The organism is Neobacillus drentensis NBRC 102427, assembly GCF_001591445.1.
Classification (GTDB): Bacteria; Bacillota; Bacilli; order Bacillales; family Cytobacillaceae; genus Neobacillus; species Neobacillus drentensis.
The window spans coordinates 38,270-58,186 of record NZ_BCUX01000032.1 but is presented as its reverse complement, the minus strand read 5'-3'; the positions used below and the strand labels follow the sequence as shown (position 1 = coordinate 58,186).

Below are 19,917 nucleotides of genomic sequence, written 5' to 3'. Positions count from 1 at the left end.
CTGGGTTCCTACAGCTACGAGTGAATATCAAATCTCTGTCTATGTGAAGGACAAGTATTCTACTAGTATTGTGGATGCTTATAAAATAATAAATTATACTATCATTAATGAAGTACCTTCTCCCGTAACATTGACTAATGTGAGGACCGATTTAGTTTCTCCTCAAGTTAAAAATATAAGCATACAAGTAACTTCCGAGGCAATGAGAGAAATTGGTAAAATGTATAAATTTTGGGTAAATGATGGAACTGGATGGAAAGTCGTTCAGAATTATTCAACTAATAATACTTTCAACTGGGTTCCTACAAATGCAGGTGAATATCAAATATCTGTATATGTAAAAGACAAATATTCCACTCGTACAGTGGATGATTATAAAATAATTAAATATGTAATTATCGATAATGAAAAGTAATTTTTTTAAATAGATTTATAGATTTTTTCTTAGCAGTTACAATTTAATGTATTAATAAGTGTAGGTATTAACGGTTTTTATCATGTTAACAAGGGTTTATTTTTCCTCAATTACGGCTGGCGCTAAACCTTAAATCAGTTGAATAAAAACATAAAAATGTTACAACTCTGACATTTGTTAGAGCCACTTGAGACAAAAATTAGAGCAGCTCTGGACATACATAGAGCCATTTTACTCGTCCACTTCCGGACAGGAATACCGCTAACTATGGGTAATTATTGGTGTCAAAAACAATAAGGGATAAGAAGAAAAAAAGCCTTCTAAATCTTTATTAAAGAAATATAAATATCTTATCAAGGGTTTATACTTTCGGAAATAAGGAAGTGATTCTTACGGGATATATTGAGGATATAAGAAAAGTTGTGGAAAATTATCCTTTGATATTAGTCTCCTCAGTAATAATAGTAAAAAATTCAGATAGTAAAATCTCCCTTTTCTATAGAAAGGGCACTAATAATTTGGGATTACCAGGTGGTTATATGGTGCCTGGAGAGAAATTTGAAGACACTGCTAAAAGGGAAGTAATGGAAAAGATCGGCATAGAAGTTAATAACCTAACCTTATTAAGTATATTTTCGGGCAGAGAGTTTTATAGTGAATATCCAAATGGAGATAAAGTGGTTAATGTACCTTCAATATACACCACTTAAGAAAATTACAAACATGTAATTGTGGTAATAAAGAAATCTGCCATGTTGAATTTTTTGATATAAATAATTTTCCCTTAAATTTAACAAATATTACAAAAGAAATACTAATGAAGTATCTACATTTAAAGTGAAACAAATTAACTAATTGAAAAAAATTCTACGGAAAGCTAGCTTATTCGTAACACTAGTTTTCCGCGTAAATAATAACCCAATGTAAATATTTCACTGGAATTATATATTTTGATACACTATTCTTCGTTTATAAAGTCCATGGGTCTTTCATTTTGATGTCTAAAATAGAAAAGAATCGCTTCCACTATTCTCTTAGAGGCCTTTCCATCTCCGTATGGGTTAGAAGTCTTTGCCATTTGGTCATGGGCACTTTTATCCTTTAATAGTTCATCAGCAAGTTTAAAGATTGTTTCCTCATCAGTTCCGGCTAACTTTAGCGTACCAGCCTTAACCCCTTCTGGTCGTTCAGTAGTATCCCTTAGAACTAATACAGGAGCTCCTAATGATGGCGCTTCTTCTTGAACTCCTCCTGAATCGGTTAGTATTAAATATGCTTTAGAAGCAAAGTTGTGGAAATCAATTACATCTAACGGCTCAATTAAATGGACTCGATCATTATTTCCAAGTACTCTATTTGCAATTTCTTGGACAACCGGGTTCATATGAACTGGATATACAACTTGGATATCTTCGTGCTTGTCAACAAGTCGCATTATTGCATTAAACATATTCTCCATTGGTTTACCTATATTTTCGCGTCTATGGGCTGTTAATAGGACTAATTTATCTTCACCAACTTTTTCTAGTACAGCGTGAGAATAGTTATTTTTGACTGTTGTCTTTAACGCATCAATTGCGGTATTTCCAGTAATAAAGATTGTTTCTTCCTTTTTATTTTCTAATACAAGGTTTTCCTTGGATTGTTCGGTTGGGGCAAAATGGAGATCCGCTAATACTCCAGTAAGTTGTCGATTCATTTCCTCCGGGTAAGGGGAATACTTATTTCTTGTACGTAGACCTGCCTCAACATGTCCAATAGGAATGGAATTATAAAATGCAGCCAAGCTAGCTATAAATGTAGTTGTCGTATCACCATGAACCAACACAATGTCCGGTTTCACTTCTTGGAAAACTCTATTTAATCCATCAAGGCTACGTGTTGTAACCTCAATTAAAGTTTGTCTGTCTTTCATAATATTTAAGTCATAATCAGGGACAATCTCAAAAATGTTAAGCACCTGATCAAGCATTTCCCTATGTTGAGCAGTTACAGTGACAATTGATTGAATTTTTTCATAGCTCTTTTCTAATTCTTTCACTAGAGGAGCCATTTTTATTGCTTCAGGCCTAGTTCCAAAAACAGTCATTACCTTTAATTTATTTCCCATAAAAAACTCCTACTCTCTTCAAATATACCTTTCATTTGTCCTTTCTCAAGACGAAACCTCAATCTATTTCTCTAATCAATAAATTGCAATAAAAACATATTGGGCTACTGTTGTAAGAGGAACAAAGGAGGTGTTGGTAGTCCAAATCAATTACTTCAACCATAGGTGTAAAAAATGACAATTATTTTACCCATAAAGATCACCACAGTAGTAGTAGTAGTCTAATTAATATGACTTCTATTCTAATTTAATGGGATCACATTAATAGTAAGAACATTAGCCATCTTTTAAATTGAACATAATTTCATAAAAGAATACCCTTCTAATTCTAACTAGTTTTCTTTAGGTTATACTGAATTAATATTAATCTTGTTCTTTATCGTAAGTAGCGCTGTAAAGGTATTTCAATAAATGAATGAAAGATACAACCCCAAAACAGTGAAAAAACACTTAAAATGATAAAAGATATCATACTCCTCTCATATAAATTAAAATATATAAATATATAGTGCCCAGCTAGTAAAGCAAAGCCATGTATTAAATATATGGATAAGAGGCGTTCCCCAAAAAATTAAGAACACGTGGAACCATTATCTTTTTATCCATTTCGTATGATGAACATCCTAGAATAATAAAAGCAGAAGGAATCCTCCCAAAAAGCACTCCATTTATACTTTTAAAATCGATATAATCTAAAATCCACAAAATTGAAAGAAATATTAAACCAAGGAAAAGCTTTCTATTAAAACGCCCTTTATATTTTAATACTAAATAAGCAGATAGAGTACCCATCACAAATTCCAAATTTTATGAACTAAAAATAAATTTAATAATTTTGGGTATTAACATAAAAGGATGAAATAAATAACAGAAAAGACCCAGTTATCCAAATGAACAAGATAGGATATGAATACTTGGGTTTTAGAACTATAAGTAGACTAAACATTAAATAAAAAAATATTTCATGTGTCAATGTCCACGCAGATCCAACAAATTGATGAACTTTCTGAGGAAAGAGTAATATACTTTTTATAATAAACCAAGGGTTTTTAAAGTGATTTTCATCAACGTTAGGAACTATAAAATAAATAGGTAACAAAACTCCTGCTATAATCCAGTATACTGGATAAACCCGTATTATTCGTTTAGTAATAAAGATCTATACTTATGTCTTTTTCCAATACCTTTATAGTGAATATAATAAATAATGAAACCACTTAAAATTAAAAACAAATCAACTCCCATAGATCCTGGCTCAAATATCCCGTTTAAAAAATTGTAGTTTTTCTTTTCTTTTGCAAGAAAAGTAGTCTGATGAAATAACAGTAATATTGCAGCTAATCCTCGTGCAACTGTAATGATTTCAGTTGTTGACTTTGCATAAATTTATCTATGTCTCCTAGTTGTTAATCATGCCAGCCTATCAAGATGAGCTGATAGATATCAAAGATATTTGAGACCAATAATCAATTAAAAAATAAAACAGGTAATTTTATGAATTTTAATTACACTCCTTTCCAAACATTTAACTAGACGATTTACAGTTTAAATTTGAAAAGTAAAAAACATAATTTTCTATCCTACTAACCAAATTTATAAATAGTAAAATTCAATTGAATTAATTTTATAAGCAACAGTAACTACTGCCAAATAATTTATCCCTATTAAATAATAGCTGCAATTATTCTAACTTATACAGAAAAAGGTGACATCCCTCTTAAAGTTTTAAATAGAGGTACACGTCACCTATATTGTTAATTAATTATTTAATGCAATTCATAGAAAACTATTTACCTAAACCAACGTTACTTGCTTTTCAAACATTTTGTATAAGTTCCCATAATTATAATATTTAATAGAAGAACTATTAATCTTTACCCAGTTTTTTGTATCAAATATTATAGGATTTCTCATTTTTGTATGGATTTTCACTTCATCTAAGCCCTTAAATTCATTATGATCCGTTAGGACTAATATACAATCTGCATCTTCAATTGCAACATCGAATGTTGATAGTGGAAAACTTACTTGTACTTGGTTAGCATGTGGATCAAAAATTGAGACCTCATATTCTTTTTCTTTTAATAAACTAACTATCTCTAATGCTGGACTTTCTCGAACATCATCAATATTCCCTTTGTAAGTAAGTCCAAATACAGCTACCTTACCATGTTTTTCAACAATTTTCTCAACATGTTCTACAACAAATTTAGGCATTGAATTATTTATTTTTCTCGCGTTAGAAATTAGGGGGGATTCATCTGGAGCTTTTTCAATTATAAAATAAGGGTCAACAGCTAAACAATGTCCACCAACACCTGGTCCTGGTTGGTGTAAATTAACCCTTGGGTGCCTATTTGCCAGTTGGATTACTTCTAAAGCATTAATCCCAAGACTATCTGATATTTTAGCAAGTTCATTTGCAAGTGCAATATTGACATCGCGATAAGTATTTTCCATTAACTTTGACATTTCAGCAGTAACAGCGCTTGTCTTAATAATTTCTCCAGTTACAAAAGAACTGTACACTAGTGCAGCCTCATTTGCAGAAATCTCATTTATTCCACCTACTACACGGGTATTCTCAACTAACTCAATCAATATTCTCCCTGGTAATACTCTTTCAGGACAGTGTGATAAATAAATTTCCTCCCCAATTATCCATCCATCACCTTGAATTATTGGAGCAACAAAATCATCAATTGTCCTAGGGGGAATCGTTGATTCTACAATTACGACATTACTTTTATTAAGGTATGGTAGGATATTCATAGTTGCATTTCTTACATATTCAAGATTTGCCGTATTATCAAAATAGTTAGGAGTAGGTACCGCAATAATAAAGACATCAGCAGTCTCAGGGGAAGTAGATGCTCTTAACCTACCATCCTCAACTACCTTTTTAACTAATGCTCCCAAACCAACTTCTTCAATATGAATTTCTCCCCTATTTAGAAGCTCTACTGCTCTTTCGTTTATATCAACACCAACAACCTCAAAACCAGATTTTGCAAACATTGCTGCAGTGGGTAAACCAATATATCCTAACCCGACAACACAGATTTTCTTCATTTACTCGTCCTCCAGATCAAATTAAATCGCTTTAAAACAGAAATTTAATATCCATATTATTTTTAAAAATTTAAATTATGTGTAAGAGAATTGCAATAAATATTTTCTTAGATTAAAACAAACAATAGTATGATTTAATAGTAAATTACTTTACTAAGAATATGTTAAAAGAATAATTTTACATTTAAAAGTTCAATACTATAAAGATTACTAATACTAAACAAGGGTTATTTAAAAAGATTATATATATTTACTTATTTCAATATTTTCTTTTACTATCTTTGCTGGGACCCCTACAGCTAAACAATTATCTGGAATGTCATTAAGTACAACAGCATTTGCACCAATAACTACATTGCTACCAATTTTAACATTTCCAATAACTTTAGCTCCCGTTCCAACATAGACGTTATCACCTAATATAGGTACTTCATATTTTTTTGTTGTTCCTCCAATTGTAACACCTGAATTAATTGTGCAATCTTTACCTATTGTTGCTCTTCGATGTATTACAATTCCTAACCCACCATAACCTAGTTTTGTTCCTTTACCTATATCGGCAGTATAAGGAACATAACAACCAAAAATAAAGCGTATTAAATAAGTTACTAGATTGGGTAATAAAGGAATTTTAATAATAGCAAGTCTTCTTGAGAATAAATACCAGTTATATACATTCATAGTACTACCTCCCATTGTTATTCTAAACATACATACTTCAAATATTAAGAATATATATTTATAAATGTCCTTAGTGCTTGTTCATAAGATAACTTATCTAAAGTATAATTAAAGCCTCCTTCCCCAATCTCTCTTACCTTTCTGGGATTTTGAATTAAATTTTCAAGTTTTATACATATATCTTGGGAGTCTTTCGTAATAAAGAATCCATTACTACCGTCAATTATAATATCGCTTAATCCGCCAATATCAGTACATAAAACAGCAACAGAATACTTCATTGCTTCCAGTACAGAATATGGTACACCCTCTTTCCAACTAGTTGGTAGGATGAAAATATGTGCAGATTTTAAATATTGTTCTTTTTCCACACCAAACTTTGGACCGAGGAAATCTACTATATCTTCAATTTTATTTTCCCTTATATAGTCTCTTACCTCTACTGAAGCTGGCCCATCACCTATAATTTGAAATTTCACTTTACCATTTTCTAACAAAGCTTTTTCTTTTAGATATTTTGCAGCATCTAAGAATTCCATAATACCCTTTTCTTTAACCAATCTTGATAAAAAAAGAATATTCGTTACTTCGGTATTTTTCCTAACCTTGTCATCCGGCTTTATGTCAATAAAATTAGGTATAACCCTAATTTTATCAGTGGTTGCAGGGAAAAGTGATGAATATGCATTCTTTTGTGAATTACTAAGAAAAATAATTTTCCTTGGTTTTTTATTTATAATATTAAACAAAAATTTAAATAGAGGATTTCTAAAAAAAGATAATGAAGAAAAGCAGCCTCCATGATATTGGACTATAATATTCTTATTATTAATTAATGTTAGCATAATTAATAACTTAAATAATGAACCCAAGTAAATTGACGGATTTAAATGTATGATACTATCAGGATTCTTTTTAGAAATCTTCCTAAGGTCTATAATTTTTTTTATTTCCCTAATTTTCTTTAATAGATTATTCTTATTATTATCACTTATATCGTGCAATCTAACATCATACCCAGTATTAATAAAACATTGTTCTAATATTTTAATATGAGTAGCAACTCCACCTAACTTTTGGGAAATCGGTCCAACTAAAAGCAAATCTTTACCCATAATAAAAACCCCTTTAAATTTTCAATTGATCATTATCTCTTTTTTAAGGTAATAATTTTCCTTGGTACAATTTTCGAATAGTAGAGGAGAAGAATATATAATATTATTGTAATTAATGAAACTAAAAATAGAGTTATTATATTGCTAGGATTAATATTTTTTATATAATTATAAATAAAATGAATTATAAAAGATAATAAAGTAAAAATTACTATATATTTAAAAGCGAACTTCCTACTTATAGAAATGTAGTTCAATGATTTCAATTTAATATATAGGTAAATTGAAGAGATTAAAAAAGCGATTGAAGTACTAATTGCAAGTCCAACTACTCCATATACATTTGATAAAATAAAACCTAAAATAACATTAATTAAAAACATATAAACTGTATTTATGAATAAAGGTGTGGATTTTCCAATACAAATAAATACTTTAATAAACAACTCCCTTATCCCTAATGATAATATGCCCAGAGTGTATGCAGCAAAACACAGTGCAGTAATAGTAACATCATTTTCTGAAAAGCTGCCCCTCATATATACTATTTCTACAATCTCACGCTTTAATGTAAACATTATTATAACAACTGGGGTTAAAAGCAAGGTTATTATCTTAAATAGATTATTTATATACTTTTTAAACTTAACAATTTCATTTGAATTATAAACACTTACTAGTTTTGGGAATAATGTTGTTGTTATTGCCAAAACAATAATTAAATAAGGCAGATTGTATAATCGATCTGCAAAGTATAGTATAGAAATACTTCCTTCTTCCATAAATGAAGCAATAAATCTATTAACTAAAGTTCCTATCATTTGCATCATTGAAAAAAAAGTGACTGGTATTAATACTTTCAAGAATGTTAACAATTTTTTATCAAATTTAAAGCTCAGTTTAAAAGAATATCCTTCTTTAGAGATTTTATAAAAATGAATTAATAATACTGTTAAGGACCCAAATACACTACTATAAGTAACTCCATAAATTCCAAATTGATTCGTAAAAAATAAAATAAATACAATAATAATTAAATTATTAGGAAGGTTAGACCAAATATCAGTAACAAAATTATTAGTATACTGTAATATTCCACTAGTAATTGCAATTACCATACTACTAATTACCATCGGTAGCGATATTTCTAATAAGTTTGACGCCAAATCCACTGTTTCCTTATTCAAACCTGGTGCAAAGACTCTTATTATTTCGGTACTAAAAATATAAAAAATAATTAATAAGATCACTGAAATTAATAGGGTAAATGAAAATAATTTATTAATAAACTCACTTTGATTTTCATTTTCATTTTCTAGTTGGGATAATGTTTTAATAATTGCCGTTGCATAACCCACACCTAAAAATTGAAATAAAATTAAGGGAATAACATAGGATGTGAGGTAAGCGTCAGTTTCAGGAGATGCACCAAATTTATTGGAAAGTAGAACCTCTCTAAAAAACCCCATCAATTTTATTAATATATTCCCAATGGCCACTATACCCATATATTTAACTAATTTATTCATCAAATTATCTCCAAACTTTATCTTAAAAAAGGTTAATTCCGAATAACAGAAGCTTTATATACCAAAAAAATAGGTAATAGTGTAAATAATATCATAATAATAAGAGACCCAAAATCTAGTCTCGGAAGAATAGTACATATATAAATAAAAACACCATATATTATGTTATGTTTTCTTTCCCTGAGAAGATCTACAACTTTGGATGTGTAACCAATTATTATCGAAAACAGTAATATACCAGCCCATGAAAAATACAAATAACTCTCGGCCACAATCGATCCTGCATAGCCTATATTCAAACTGTGTTCATATGGATGAAAAATAAATGTATACCAATCAGGAAAAGCTAAAAATTTAAAACCCAATAAAGATCTGGGAATAATTATAGTTAATGCACCAAATAACACTGATATATTTAAGCCATTTGCATCAACATAACCCATAGTATCACTAAGTATCATAGAGATATATTTTCCCTCAAATCCATTATTAAGAGAAATCCATTCTATTGAAAAGTTGTCTTTTATATAACTTAAAGTTTCTAAAAAACTTGCACTTTGGAATTTTTCCCGTACTCTCCCAAAAAGACTAAAAATAAAATATCCTCCAAATGCAAGTAAATACATTGAAATGACATGTTTAATATTAATCTTCTTATTTAGAAATATTGCAACTAAACATATTAATACTAATATTACTTGTCTTCTTTTCATCAAAATTAAAAAGTAAAAGCTACAATAAGATAAAAGCAATACAGTAATCACAAAAATCATCCATTTATTTTTCCTATTGCTAGCACTTATGGTCAGTAACATTCCAATAGGCAACCAATCAAAAAAAACCGTAATATATCCTTTTCCGCGGCTATTTATATAGTTCTCAGAGTATTCAATACCCTGAAACACGGATAAATCATAGTATAGAAGATGACTAAAGAGTCCAATCCCAGCGATAAATAACCCTAACCGAGTTACTAATAAATTGTTTATCCTAGTTTCACTAAGGTTCGGCACCCTAAATATTGGAATAATGTTTGAATAAAAACGACCTATTAATATTCCTAAAATAAATAAAATGACAGCTACCTTTTCAATTAAGGAATTTCCGAACAGAGTATTCCAATAGTATACAATCAAAGTCCCGATAAGCAAAAAGTGACTCCTCGGAATCAAATGTATCTTAATTTTTTTTCTAGAATACATTTGATTCACGCTCATTTTCCTCCTTTAAATGCAATAATAATTCCAGATAATTCTTGGCAAGTTCAGTTCTATTAAAATTTCGGGCAACATAGTTGTATCCATTTATCCCCATTTGATCCAGTTCACCATTTTGGATATTTTTTGAGTAAAATTCATTTAAAACAGAAGATAATTGATTGCTTGCTTTAGTATCCTGCTTTTCATCAATCACAATACCACATTCAGATTCACTAATTATTTCTGTTACCTCTCCCCGAGGTCCAAAGTATAAAATTGGTTTCTTTTTACTCATAATATGAAAGATTTTTGATGGAACAGTATATTTAAACGAAGAATTATTATTTAGTGAAACCAAAACAAAATCACATTCTTCATAATATCTGTCAAGTTCATCTCTTTGCATATTTCCTAATATTTGAATTCCCCTATACTTCTTTTCATTTATATAAGTTTTTAAATTTTCCTTTTCCGCACCATCCCCAATAAAGATTAGTTCGATTTCTTTATTAGGAATTTCTATACTATTTACTACATCTACCAAGTAATATAAATTTTGTGATTTTCCTAATGTTCCAAAATACCCTAAAATAATTTTTTTTCTATTACTATGAATCTCTTTACTTTTTATATTCATACTATTAACTTTGCTATTTATTTCAACCCCGTTATATATAACAGATATCTTAGATGAATCTATTCCCTCCATCTCTAATACTTTTTTAAAACCATTTGTAACAGTAACAATATGGTTAGCCTTATTACAAAAAAAGAGTTCCAATTTTTTGACTAATTTATAAGAAAGGGCATTTTCTTTAGTACCATTTGCTAGCATTTGTTTATAAGTTAAATCCCTAAATTCCACCACTAATGGTTTTTTAATTATTCTAGAAAAAACAAGACCAATAATAGGGGAAAAAATTGTTCCTGTTGTGGCTAGAACAATGTCATAGTCTTTTCCTATTTTTTTTTGTCTAAACAAGATATTAAACAATGAAAAAAAAGGAAAACTCAAGTAATTAATTAACCTATTAAATATATTTGTATTTTGCCTAGCAATTATTTTATTTCTTAGTACTTCAAATCCACCAATGGATTCCCTGTTCAAGATAGAATTTTTATAACCATTAAAAATTTTTCCTGTAGGGAAATTAGGAGTTGTTGTAAAAACAGTGATATCTGCTCCTAATTCCGCCCATATCAAAGAATTTTCATATGCTCTAAAAGCAGCAGCTACTCTCTCAGGAAAGAAAAACTGTGACACATATAATATCTTCATATTATTCACTTCTTTTAATTTATTGTTTAAACCATAAAATTATATTTTTTGTCATTTATATATACTTGTATATTACCTTTCAGCTCTGTTACTTCTACTTTATTTTTGTTCCTATCTAAATTAATTACAGTTAATATATTTTCGTTTTTATTAAAGTAATCTGTAACAATTAGGCGTTGGACTTTTTTCTTTAGACTAAAGTACTCCGAAATTTCTGCTTCTGAAATCTGGTTTGACTTATTTGTTTTTATAGAAATTTTATTGTCATTTTCTAAAACAATTTCTTTATCTATTATTTCAACTTGCTCTCCAAGATATAAATTATAATCAAACTTATGCGTTTTATTAATTTCACCATATATATTGTCTACAATTATGAAACATTTCTCTTTAAAATATATTATTGTTCTTTTGTGTAGGATCTTTTCAGAACCAAGTGTTTTGCAAAAACCATTATGTTCTGCTGTTATTAAGATAAAATCTTGATCTTCTTCATATTTTAATACTTTAGTTTTTGCACGTTTTGCCGTCCTAAAAGCGGCCCACACTTGAGAACTTGACTTACCGTCTATACTGATAGTGTTATGTGCCATAGTTGACCTAAAGTAATCTCTTTCTGAACATTTCTTATAGGTATACGTTCCTGAATCAACTAAGATCTTTTTGGCTCCAATTGTAAGTATGACATTTAATGAGTCTGCATGTGCATGTCCTAAATTATAATCGGGACCACAATCACCACAATCAAAAAGAAAATATAATTGATTATTATCCACATTATCTTTTAAAACATAGTACCCCGATGCATAGTTTGATCTATATTTTGGATCAATGTTAGTATCATCACTAATCCCTTTAAGTATATCAACTTTTTCCTCTTTAAATAATTTGGATGTAAATCCACTAAAGTCTCCCTTGCAATAGTTTAAGTAATGTTTTTTCTTATAAAGAATTGCTCCACATTCCAATAGGTTTAATGCATTCATTGGATAATCTAAGGTAGAATCATTTAATAAAGGTATTTCCCCATTTGGCATTATTATGTTGTATAAATAATCAAACATTAATTCAATCTTATCAAGAATTTCTTCACCTATCTTTTTATATCCATTTTTTTTCAAAACAAGAGCAGCCTCTAAGTAATGTTCAATTACTTCAACCTGATATGATGGGGATCTTTCATAATGTGCCCCATCTGTTAATACTTGTTCAGTAAATTCTTTTCTTAATATTTTTAAACCTTGTTTAATTGCCTTATCATCACCAAGGAAACATCCACCAAATATTAGTCCTTTAGCATCCATAATAAGATGATTTGCGCCAAGATAGTACTCTATATTACTTTTTAAAAAGCTTAATTGTGTGGATATTGCTTTTACATAAAAATTTGTTATTTTAGTATTATTATGGATGGAACAAAAGCTAATAAATTTAACCCAATTTATTAACCTTTTTGATGTTACATAGGGATCCCATAAATCACTATCATAAACGGTTAAATTTTTTTTTATCCATTCATCAATCAATGCATATCCCTTGTCTAGATACCTTTTATCACTTGTAAAGAAAAATGCATTTAATAAATCATCTAAATAATCGAAGTAGTTTAAATTAAAACTCCACAACCTATATTCAAAGGGGTCCTTCTTCCAATCAATTTCACCCGTGAACTGGTAAGTTAAATTATTTAAGAACGTAAATCTATTTTGAATAATGTTATCAGCTTTAATTTTTGAACTCGAAAAACAAGCTTTACTAGAATAAATATTAAGAAACTTACTAGCATCATAGTATTGAAAATTCTGATTATATTCACGGTTATGTTTTATATCTATTTTTCTTTTATACCTTTTTATAGATATATATTTTAAACGATAAAACCATTGTCTAAAGGTTAGATATTTCACAGTGTTAAAAATTAGAATTATTTTATTCATAATAAAATTGCCTCACCACCTTAGATACTTAGTATCTTTAATTAAAAATACAAGCTTTTTTATTTTAAAACTATATTAATATGCATCTTTTGAGCCAAACATAACTAATGTTGTTTTTAAAATTATCTTCAGGTCAAACACTATTGATCGTTTATTTATATATATTAGATCAAGCTCAACCATTTCTTTAAAACTAACACTACTTCGCCCACTTACCTGCCAAAGCCCCGTGCATCCAGGCTTAACCATCAAGCGTTGTTTGTCATACTCCGAATATTCCGCAGTCTCTCTCATTAGCGGTGGCCGTGGGCCAACTAGACTCATTTCTCCTTTTAGGACATTGAAAAGTTGTGGTAGTTCATCAATACTGGTCTTTCTGATAAACTTCCCTACTATTGTTATCCTCGGATCATCCTTCATTTTGAACATTGCACCAGATACTTCATTATGCTTTAATAACTCAGCAAGCTTTTCTTCGGCATTAGATACCATCGATCGGAATTTATACATCTTAAATTCTTTCCCATTTAACCCTACCCGCTTTTGCGAGAAAAAAACTTTCCCTTTGGGGTCTTCGATCTTGATTAAAATGCCGATAACTATAAAGAGAAGACTTAACAAGATAATTCCAAATGATGCACCGATAATATCCATTAATCTTTTTGTGATGAGGTATAGCTTTCGATCGTTTACATTGACTGTTGTTTTTTGTTTATCTAAAAAAGCAACCTCTTGATTCGCTAGATTGGACAACCTCGACCCCTACCTTCTATAACATAACCTTTTCTTTTTCTAATGAAGCAACTAGGCTTTGTAAGTAAACTATCATATCATCATGGAGGTCTTCATGCTGCAGCGCAAACTCAATTGTAGTCTTTACAAAGCCAAACTTTTCACCAACGTCATAACGCTGTCCTTCGAAATCATAAGCAAACACGCGTTGGATCTCATTTAGCTTTTGAATCGCATCTGTTAGTTGAATTTCTCCACCGGCACCTTTTTCCTGACGGTCAAGGAACATGAAAATTTCTGGTGTTAAGATGTAACGGCCCATAATTGCTAAATTAGAAGGAGCTGTTCCTGGCTTAGGTTTTTCAACGAAGTTATTTACTTGATAACGACGGTCCTTTTGAGAAGATGGATCAATAATTCCGTAACGATGCGTTTCGTTTTCAGGTACATGCTGCACCCCAATCACCGATGAAAAGGTTTCATTGTATTGATTAATTAACTGGCGCAAGCAAGGTGTTTCACTTTGGACAATGTCATCACCTAAAAGGACAGCAAATGGTTCATTGCCTATAAAGTTTCGAGCAGACCAAACCGCATGTCCAAGACCTTTAGGTTCTTTTTGACGGATGTAGTGAATATCTGCTAGATTTGTAGCGTATTGCACTCTCTCTAATAAATCGTACTTTTCTTTCTCAATTAAATTCTGTTCAAGCTCGATCGCATTATCAAAATGGTCTTCAATCGCGCGTTTCCCTTTACCCGTAACAATAATAATGTCTTCTATTCCAGAGGCGACTGCTTCTTCCACTATGTACTGAATTGTGGGCTTATCAACAATTGGAAGCATTTCTTTTGGCATTGCTTTCGTTACTGGCAAAAATCTTGTCCCCAGCCCTGCAGCTGGAATGATTGCTTTTCTTACTCTTTTCATGACTATCATCCCCCAATATATTTTTCGTTTATCTAAAAAAACCCTTTCACTTGCTAAAGTACGTGGGCAAAAAAATAAATACCTAATAGAATTGCAAGTGCTTTCACACCTATTCTTTCATTAGATATTTATGTTTTATTAAAAATCGGGCATCTAACCCGGCCTCACATCCTGCTTATGACGACATACGTCTAAGGTCCCAGAAAAAACCCACAGCACAATCGAGTGCCCCCATCGATAACGGGCAGGGAGCCTCGCCGATCAGGCACTTTGCCTGATAAAGTTGTAATTAATATCAGCAAACTCTCATCGGCTTAGTCGGTTAAAAAATATTAAAGAACTTCTTCTTTTTTATCCGTTCAGGTACTTCCTTATAAACATGACTGCCTTCAATCACAAGCTCTGCATTTTCTTTAAACAGATAAACCATGTCATTCCCATACTTTGCTTGAACAATATCATACGCTTCTCTCATCTTAAACGTACGATTGCTCGTATTATGAGCATCTGAAGCAATGAAATGAGTAAGGTTGGCATCAATTAATTGCAAAGAAAAACTCTTAATCTTTTTCCCGAAATCTCCACAAATACTAGCTGCCGTAACCTGAGATAATGCTCCCTTTTTCACAAGCTGATACAGAAGTTCTGGCCGTTCGATGATTTCCTGGTTCCGTTCCGGATGGACGATCACCGGTACAAGCCCCTCCATCTGCAAATCATAAAACAACTTCTCTGCGTATCTCGGCACTTGGCTAGACGAAAACTCGACCAATACATATTGTGAATTATCGATTGACAAGATTTCACCAGCTTCATAGCCCTCAACCATTTCACCGTAGATCCTTGTTTCCTGACCCGGAAGGACATTTAATTCAATCTTTTCTTCTAGTAACACTTTATTTAATTCCCTTACTCTATCAATAATTGTCTGTTTCGGATTCTCATAACGGTTATTCAAATGATGTGGTGTTGCGACAATCGTATGAATCCCTTGTTCGACAGCCTTCTGGGCCATCTTGATACTTTCCGACAAATCCCTCGCCCCGTCATCAACATCAGGCAAGATGTGACAATGCAAATCAATCATTAGTAGCACACTCTTTCCAATTTAATGTTATTTTTCTGTGACTTTTTAAATATATCACTTGGGAAGGGAGAAATTTGTCGAAATTTGTTACTTGGAGCCATAATAATAATAATAATCACCATTTTGCACTTCTTTATGATTCAAGACCACACCCAGCAATTTGCTTTGTGCATTCTCAAGCAATTCTTTACTCTTTTTCGCTTGATCGATCTCTGTTTTTTCACTAAACACAACCAAAATCGAGGCATCCACTTGATTTGCAAGAATTTGCGGATCAGCTACTGCCAATAATGGCGGGGTATCAAAGATAATATATTCGAATTGAGACTTCGCATCCTCAATAAATTGTTCCATTGATTTCGAGCTTAATAGTTCAGCAGGATTCGGTGGAATGGGACCACTCGTAAGGATATATAGATCCTGTTCCTCTGTTTCAAGAATCGTTTTATCAAGTGTCTTCTGCTTTGTTAATACAGTCGTAAAGCCAAATAAGTTGTTCACACCAAAGGTATGGTGAACCGTGGGTTTACGTAAGTCAGCATCGACTAGTAATACCTTTTTACCCAACTGAGAAAAGGTGACCGCCAGGTTGGCAGCTGTTGTCGACTTTCCTTCCGCAGGTCCAGAAGAAGTAACCATGATCGCTCTTATTTCTTTATCAATAGAGGAATATTGGATATTTGTTCTGATTGTCCGGTATTGTTCAGAAATCGGTGACTTCGGGTCAAGTGCCGTCACAAGCTTTCGGCTTGCATCTTTACTGTTCAGTTTTTTCTTTTTAAGCACCAAAGTTCTCACCTCTTACTGCATTTTTTTTTGCTGCACGACGTGCAATCGATTCTTCTAGCTTTTGATCATCAATGGTTGCAATCACACCTAAGATTGGTAGACCTAGGATTTTTTCAACATCTTGCTCATTTTTAATCGTGCTATTAAAGTACTCAAGTAAGAACGCAAGTCCGACACCGGCCATTAACCCAACAACAATCGCAATCGCCACGTTTAATAAGGGTCTTGGTTTAATCGGGGTTGGATTTTCAGAAACATCTGCTTTTGCCAAAATGCTCACATTATCGACATTCATGATATTAGCAATCTCTTTTTTAAAGACTTCCGCTGTTTTATTGGCAATTTGTGCAGCTACAGTAGCATCAGGGTCCTGAACGGATAAGTTAACAACCTGGGAATCCTTTTCGCTCCCAACCGTAATCTTTTCTTTTAATTGGGCAGCTGTCATACTTAAATCAAGTTCTTTGGAAACGATATCTAAGATGGCTGGGCTTGTGATGATTACGTTATAGGTGTTAATTAATTGAAGGTTGGTTTGTACTTCATTCGAGTTGTATAAAGATTGTGCATCTTTCTTTTGGTTCACAAGAATTTGGGTAGAAGCCTGGTAAATCGGGGTTAAGAAATAATAACTAACCACTCCACTAATGATGGCAGCAATTACAGTTATCGATACGATTAATAGCAATCGTTTTTTCAATGTCTCGAGCAACTCTTTTAAACTAATAGTCTCTTCCATGTCTTCCTCCTATAATTTCGATACAAAACATTGTATATTATATCATAATTTGTCAGCTTTTTAGTTTTTTTGTCTAATTAATTATTACTCTATCTATTAAACACCCTTTTTACATAAATTTGAAGAGTTATTACACAATTGGTAGTAATTTCAATACAGATGATTACATTTTCAAAATGAAAACGTTGTTATTCAAATAATCGTATTATATAGTAGAAACTAGGATTTATATGGCTCCCACTTAGCAAATGATCAGCAAATCGTTCCCAAAACACACAAATGGCCAGCGAGGATCACTCGCTGGCCTTCAATTCATCATCTATATTTATATAATTAGCCAACCATCAAATTTTTCAGGTCCGCTTTTAAGTCCGCGATTAGTTTTTCTAGGGTGATGCCATTCTCGTTTGTGCCTGATTCATATGCCTTTCTCACAATCTCTGAGAAATTGGCCATTTGGGAGCTATGATCCTCTACTGTCCGATCCACCTTTCATTTCCTCCTTTAGTCTACTCTAATTGACAATTTTACTAGACCTCCAGAAAGATGTAAATAGACTTCCAGCGGAATTTGTAATAAATTAGTGAATATTGTAAAGATTTGTTCCAAGTTAGGAGGAATGAGGCTGAGACGTTTCTTCCCTAACGTTTTTTCTCCCTAATTTTTTAATAATTCCACTAATATAACATTATTCGCTGACAATTCAGGAAAGATTTACAACTTTTTGTCCGAAACACTAGAAAACTATGGTAAAATTATTAAAAATGTCAAAAAACTTGCATGAGTCTCAACTCATAACCCATGCATGGAAATGAACTTAATATGAGTAGTACACCAACATAATAAAGGCGGTGTGAGCAAAGCTAAGCTACACTTCATTTATCCCTGAAAAATTTGTATTATTACTACGACTGGTTCAAATGAATCGCTTATGCGGCGCTCCGCCCCTTTTCCAAAAAAAAAGAGGTGATGTGCTAGATGAAGAAAACTATTGTTCGTGCCTTATCGACAGCCGCCTTGCTTTCGACCGTATATGCAGGAACTGCCCTGGCCGATACATACAAGGTGGAAAAAGGCGATACCTTATCGAAAATCGCCGGAAAATACGATACGACTGTCAATGAAATCAGAACAGCCAACGGGTTGAAGTCGGACTTTCTCTCCGTCAATCAAATGCTTAAGATCAACGTAGCCAGCAAAATGACGCAGCTCTCCCAGTCTACTACCTACACCGTGGTAAAAGGCGATGCCTTAATTAAGATTGCCAACCGTTTTCACGTAACTGTTGGTGAACTGAAGCAATGGAACCAGCTCGATACGACAATCATTCATGTCGGCCAAAAGCTCAAGGTATCCGCAGCGAAACAGACAGCGACGACAACAACACCTGCGAAGAAGCCGGTGACACCAGCTACAAAACCGCAGACCACAACAGCCGCAACGGGTGTCTATACGGTCCAAAGCGGCGATTATCTTGGCAAGATTGCCGGGAAACACGAAACAACTGTACCGAACTTGAAAACACTGAACAAACTGACATCAGATATGATCTATGTTGGGCAAAAACTCAAGGTTCCTGGGAAGGCAGCCGCAACAACACCAGTAAAAACCACAACGCCTGTAAAAACGACGCCACCGAAAACAGCAGCACCGACCACACCAGTGGTTAAGCAGCCTGAAACGACGGATTATATCGTAAAAAGTGGCGATACACTAGGGAAAATCGCTGGTAAATATCAGCTTTCGGTCAAGGAATTAATAGAGCTCAACAAACTAAGCTCCGACCGAATCTATGTCGGCCAAAAGCTGAAGGTTCCTGGAACGAAAACCGAACCAACCGTTGATACAGAATTCGCTGCGAAGATGATCGCAAGTGCAAAGAAACATATCGGGATTCCGTATGTCTGGGGCGGCAGCACGCCTTCTGGCTTTGATTGCAGCGGATTTGTTTACTATGTGGCCAATCAAGCAGGCATGAAAATAGGTCGTTATTCAGCTGAAGGCTTCTACGACCGCACCTATTATGTCGACACACCGAAAGCCGGCGACATTGTCTTTTTCGAAAATACATATAAAAAAGGAATTTCCCATCTCGGAATCTACCTCGGCAACAACCAGTTCATCCACGCCAATGATTCCGGTGTGATGATTTCCAACTTGCAAGGTGCCTATTACCAGGCCCACTTTGAGAGCTTTAAACGGTTTTATTAATCCTTTTACGTTTCGTTTTTAATTTTTTGTTCTTAAGATTCTCACAGAATACTAAACTAATAATGCAATAGTAAATATTTAATCATCTTAT

17 protein-coding genes are annotated in these 19,917 nt (G+C 32.4%); 3 read left to right on the top strand and 14 right to left on the bottom strand.

Annotated features, from left to right (window positions below; all coding sequences use genetic code 11):
- Together BDR01S_RS25820 and BDR01S_RS16275 are read left to right on the top strand one after the other, a co-directional pair.
- A partial coding sequence (locus BDR01S_RS25820; protein WP_218007876.1) for a triple tyrosine motif-containing protein occupies nt 1-415 on the top strand: 415 nt, incomplete at its 5' end.
- Between the two features lie 383 nt (nt 416-798).
- Entirely contained in the window at nt 799-1,125 is a 327-nt protein-coding gene (locus BDR01S_RS16275) for an NUDIX domain-containing protein (protein WP_066363251.1), read from the top strand.
- A 248-nt stretch (nt 1,126-1,373) separates the two neighbouring features.
- Here the strand turns inward: BDR01S_RS16275 and wecB are convergent, their stop codons facing one another.
- The 14 genes from wecB to BDR01S_RS25410 all read right to left on the bottom strand — a co-directional run bounded on the left by wecB (nt 1,374) and on the right by BDR01S_RS25410 (nt 18,104).
- The gene (wecB, locus tag BDR01S_RS16270; RefSeq protein ID WP_066248433.1) at nt 1,374-2,525 is read right to left on the bottom strand and encodes a non-hydrolyzing UDP-N-acetylglucosamine 2-epimerase; all 1,152 of its coding nucleotides are present in this window, start codon (nt 2,523-2,525) and stop codon (nt 1,374-1,376) included.
- Between the two features lie 1,794 nt (nt 2,526-4,319).
- Nucleotides 4,320-5,597, bottom strand: a complete 1,278-nt coding sequence (locus BDR01S_RS16260) for a nucleotide sugar dehydrogenase (protein WP_066248441.1) — start codon at nt 5,595-5,597, stop codon at nt 4,320-4,322.
- A gap of 240 nt (nt 5,598-5,837) precedes the next feature.
- Nucleotides 5,838-6,278: a serine O-acetyltransferase gene (locus BDR01S_RS16255; protein ID WP_066248443.1), complete on the bottom strand. Its 441-nt coding sequence runs from the start codon at nt 6,276-6,278 to the stop codon at nt 5,838-5,840.
- Nucleotides 6,279-6,322: 44 nt separating this feature from the next.
- Nucleotides 6,323-7,393 (bottom strand): glycosyltransferase family 4 protein, encoded by a 1,071-nt coding sequence (locus BDR01S_RS16250; protein WP_066248446.1) that lies wholly within the window; start codon nt 7,391-7,393, stop codon nt 6,323-6,325.
- A 32-nt stretch (nt 7,394-7,425) separates the two neighbouring features.
- Nucleotides 7,426-8,922: a murein biosynthesis integral membrane protein MurJ gene (gene murJ / locus BDR01S_RS16245; RefSeq protein WP_066248450.1), complete on the bottom strand. Its 1,497-nt coding sequence runs from the start codon at nt 8,920-8,922 to the stop codon at nt 7,426-7,428.
- 32 nt (nt 8,923-8,954) lie between these two features.
- The gene (locus BDR01S_RS16240) at nt 8,955-10,124 is read right to left on the bottom strand and encodes an O-antigen polymerase (protein WP_235846589.1); all 1,170 of its coding nucleotides are present in this window, start codon (nt 10,122-10,124) and stop codon (nt 8,955-8,957) included.
- A complete protein-coding gene (locus tag BDR01S_RS16235) occupies nt 10,114-11,400 on the bottom strand; it encodes a glycosyltransferase family 4 protein (RefSeq protein WP_066248452.1) in 1,287 nt (428 codons plus the stop codon). Before BDR01S_RS16235 ends, BDR01S_RS16240 begins: the two co-directional genes overlap by 11 nt.
- 26 nt (nt 11,401-11,426) lie before the next feature.
- Nucleotides 11,427-13,337 (bottom strand): alginate lyase family protein, encoded by a 1,911-nt coding sequence (locus BDR01S_RS16230; protein ID WP_066248455.1) that lies wholly within the window; start codon nt 13,335-13,337, stop codon nt 11,427-11,429.
- 75 nt (nt 13,338-13,412) lie between these two features.
- Nucleotides 13,413-14,090 carry a sugar transferase gene (locus BDR01S_RS16225; RefSeq protein WP_066248457.1) on the bottom strand — a complete coding sequence of 226 codons (678 nt, stop codon included), beginning with the start codon at nt 14,088-14,090 and terminating at the stop codon, nt 13,413-13,415.
- 16 nt (nt 14,091-14,106) lie between these two features.
- Nucleotides 14,107-15,000: a UTP--glucose-1-phosphate uridylyltransferase GalU gene (galU, locus tag BDR01S_RS16220; protein ID WP_066248460.1), complete on the bottom strand. Its 894-nt coding sequence runs from the start codon at nt 14,998-15,000 to the stop codon at nt 14,107-14,109.
- 322 nt (nt 15,001-15,322) lie between these two features.
- On the bottom strand, nt 15,323-16,087 hold the full coding sequence (locus BDR01S_RS16215; protein WP_066248462.1) for a tyrosine-protein phosphatase: 765 nt from the start codon (nt 16,085-16,087) through the stop codon (nt 15,323-15,325).
- 87 nt (nt 16,088-16,174) lie between these two features.
- A complete protein-coding gene (locus BDR01S_RS16210; protein WP_066248466.1) occupies nt 16,175-16,876 on the bottom strand; it encodes a CpsD/CapB family tyrosine-protein kinase in 702 nt (233 codons plus the stop codon).
- Nucleotides 16,866-17,615 carry a YveK family protein gene (locus BDR01S_RS16205; protein WP_066248468.1) on the bottom strand — a complete coding sequence of 250 codons (750 nt, stop codon included), beginning with the start codon at nt 17,613-17,615 and terminating at the stop codon, nt 16,866-16,868. Before BDR01S_RS16205 ends, BDR01S_RS16210 begins: the two co-directional genes overlap by 11 nt.
- A gap of 333 nt (nt 17,616-17,948) precedes the next feature.
- Nucleotides 17,949-18,104: a YwzD family small protein gene (locus BDR01S_RS25410; RefSeq protein WP_157406192.1), complete on the bottom strand. Its 156-nt coding sequence runs from the start codon at nt 18,102-18,104 to the stop codon at nt 17,949-17,951.
- 489 nt (nt 18,105-18,593) lie between these two features.
- Here BDR01S_RS25410 and BDR01S_RS16200 point away from each other — a divergent pair, with 489 nt between their 5' ends.
- The gene (locus BDR01S_RS16200; RefSeq protein ID WP_066248471.1) at nt 18,594-19,826 is read left to right on the top strand and encodes a C40 family peptidase; all 1,233 of its coding nucleotides are present in this window, start codon (nt 18,594-18,596) and stop codon (nt 19,824-19,826) included.
- Nucleotides 19,827-19,917 lie beyond the last annotated feature (91 nt).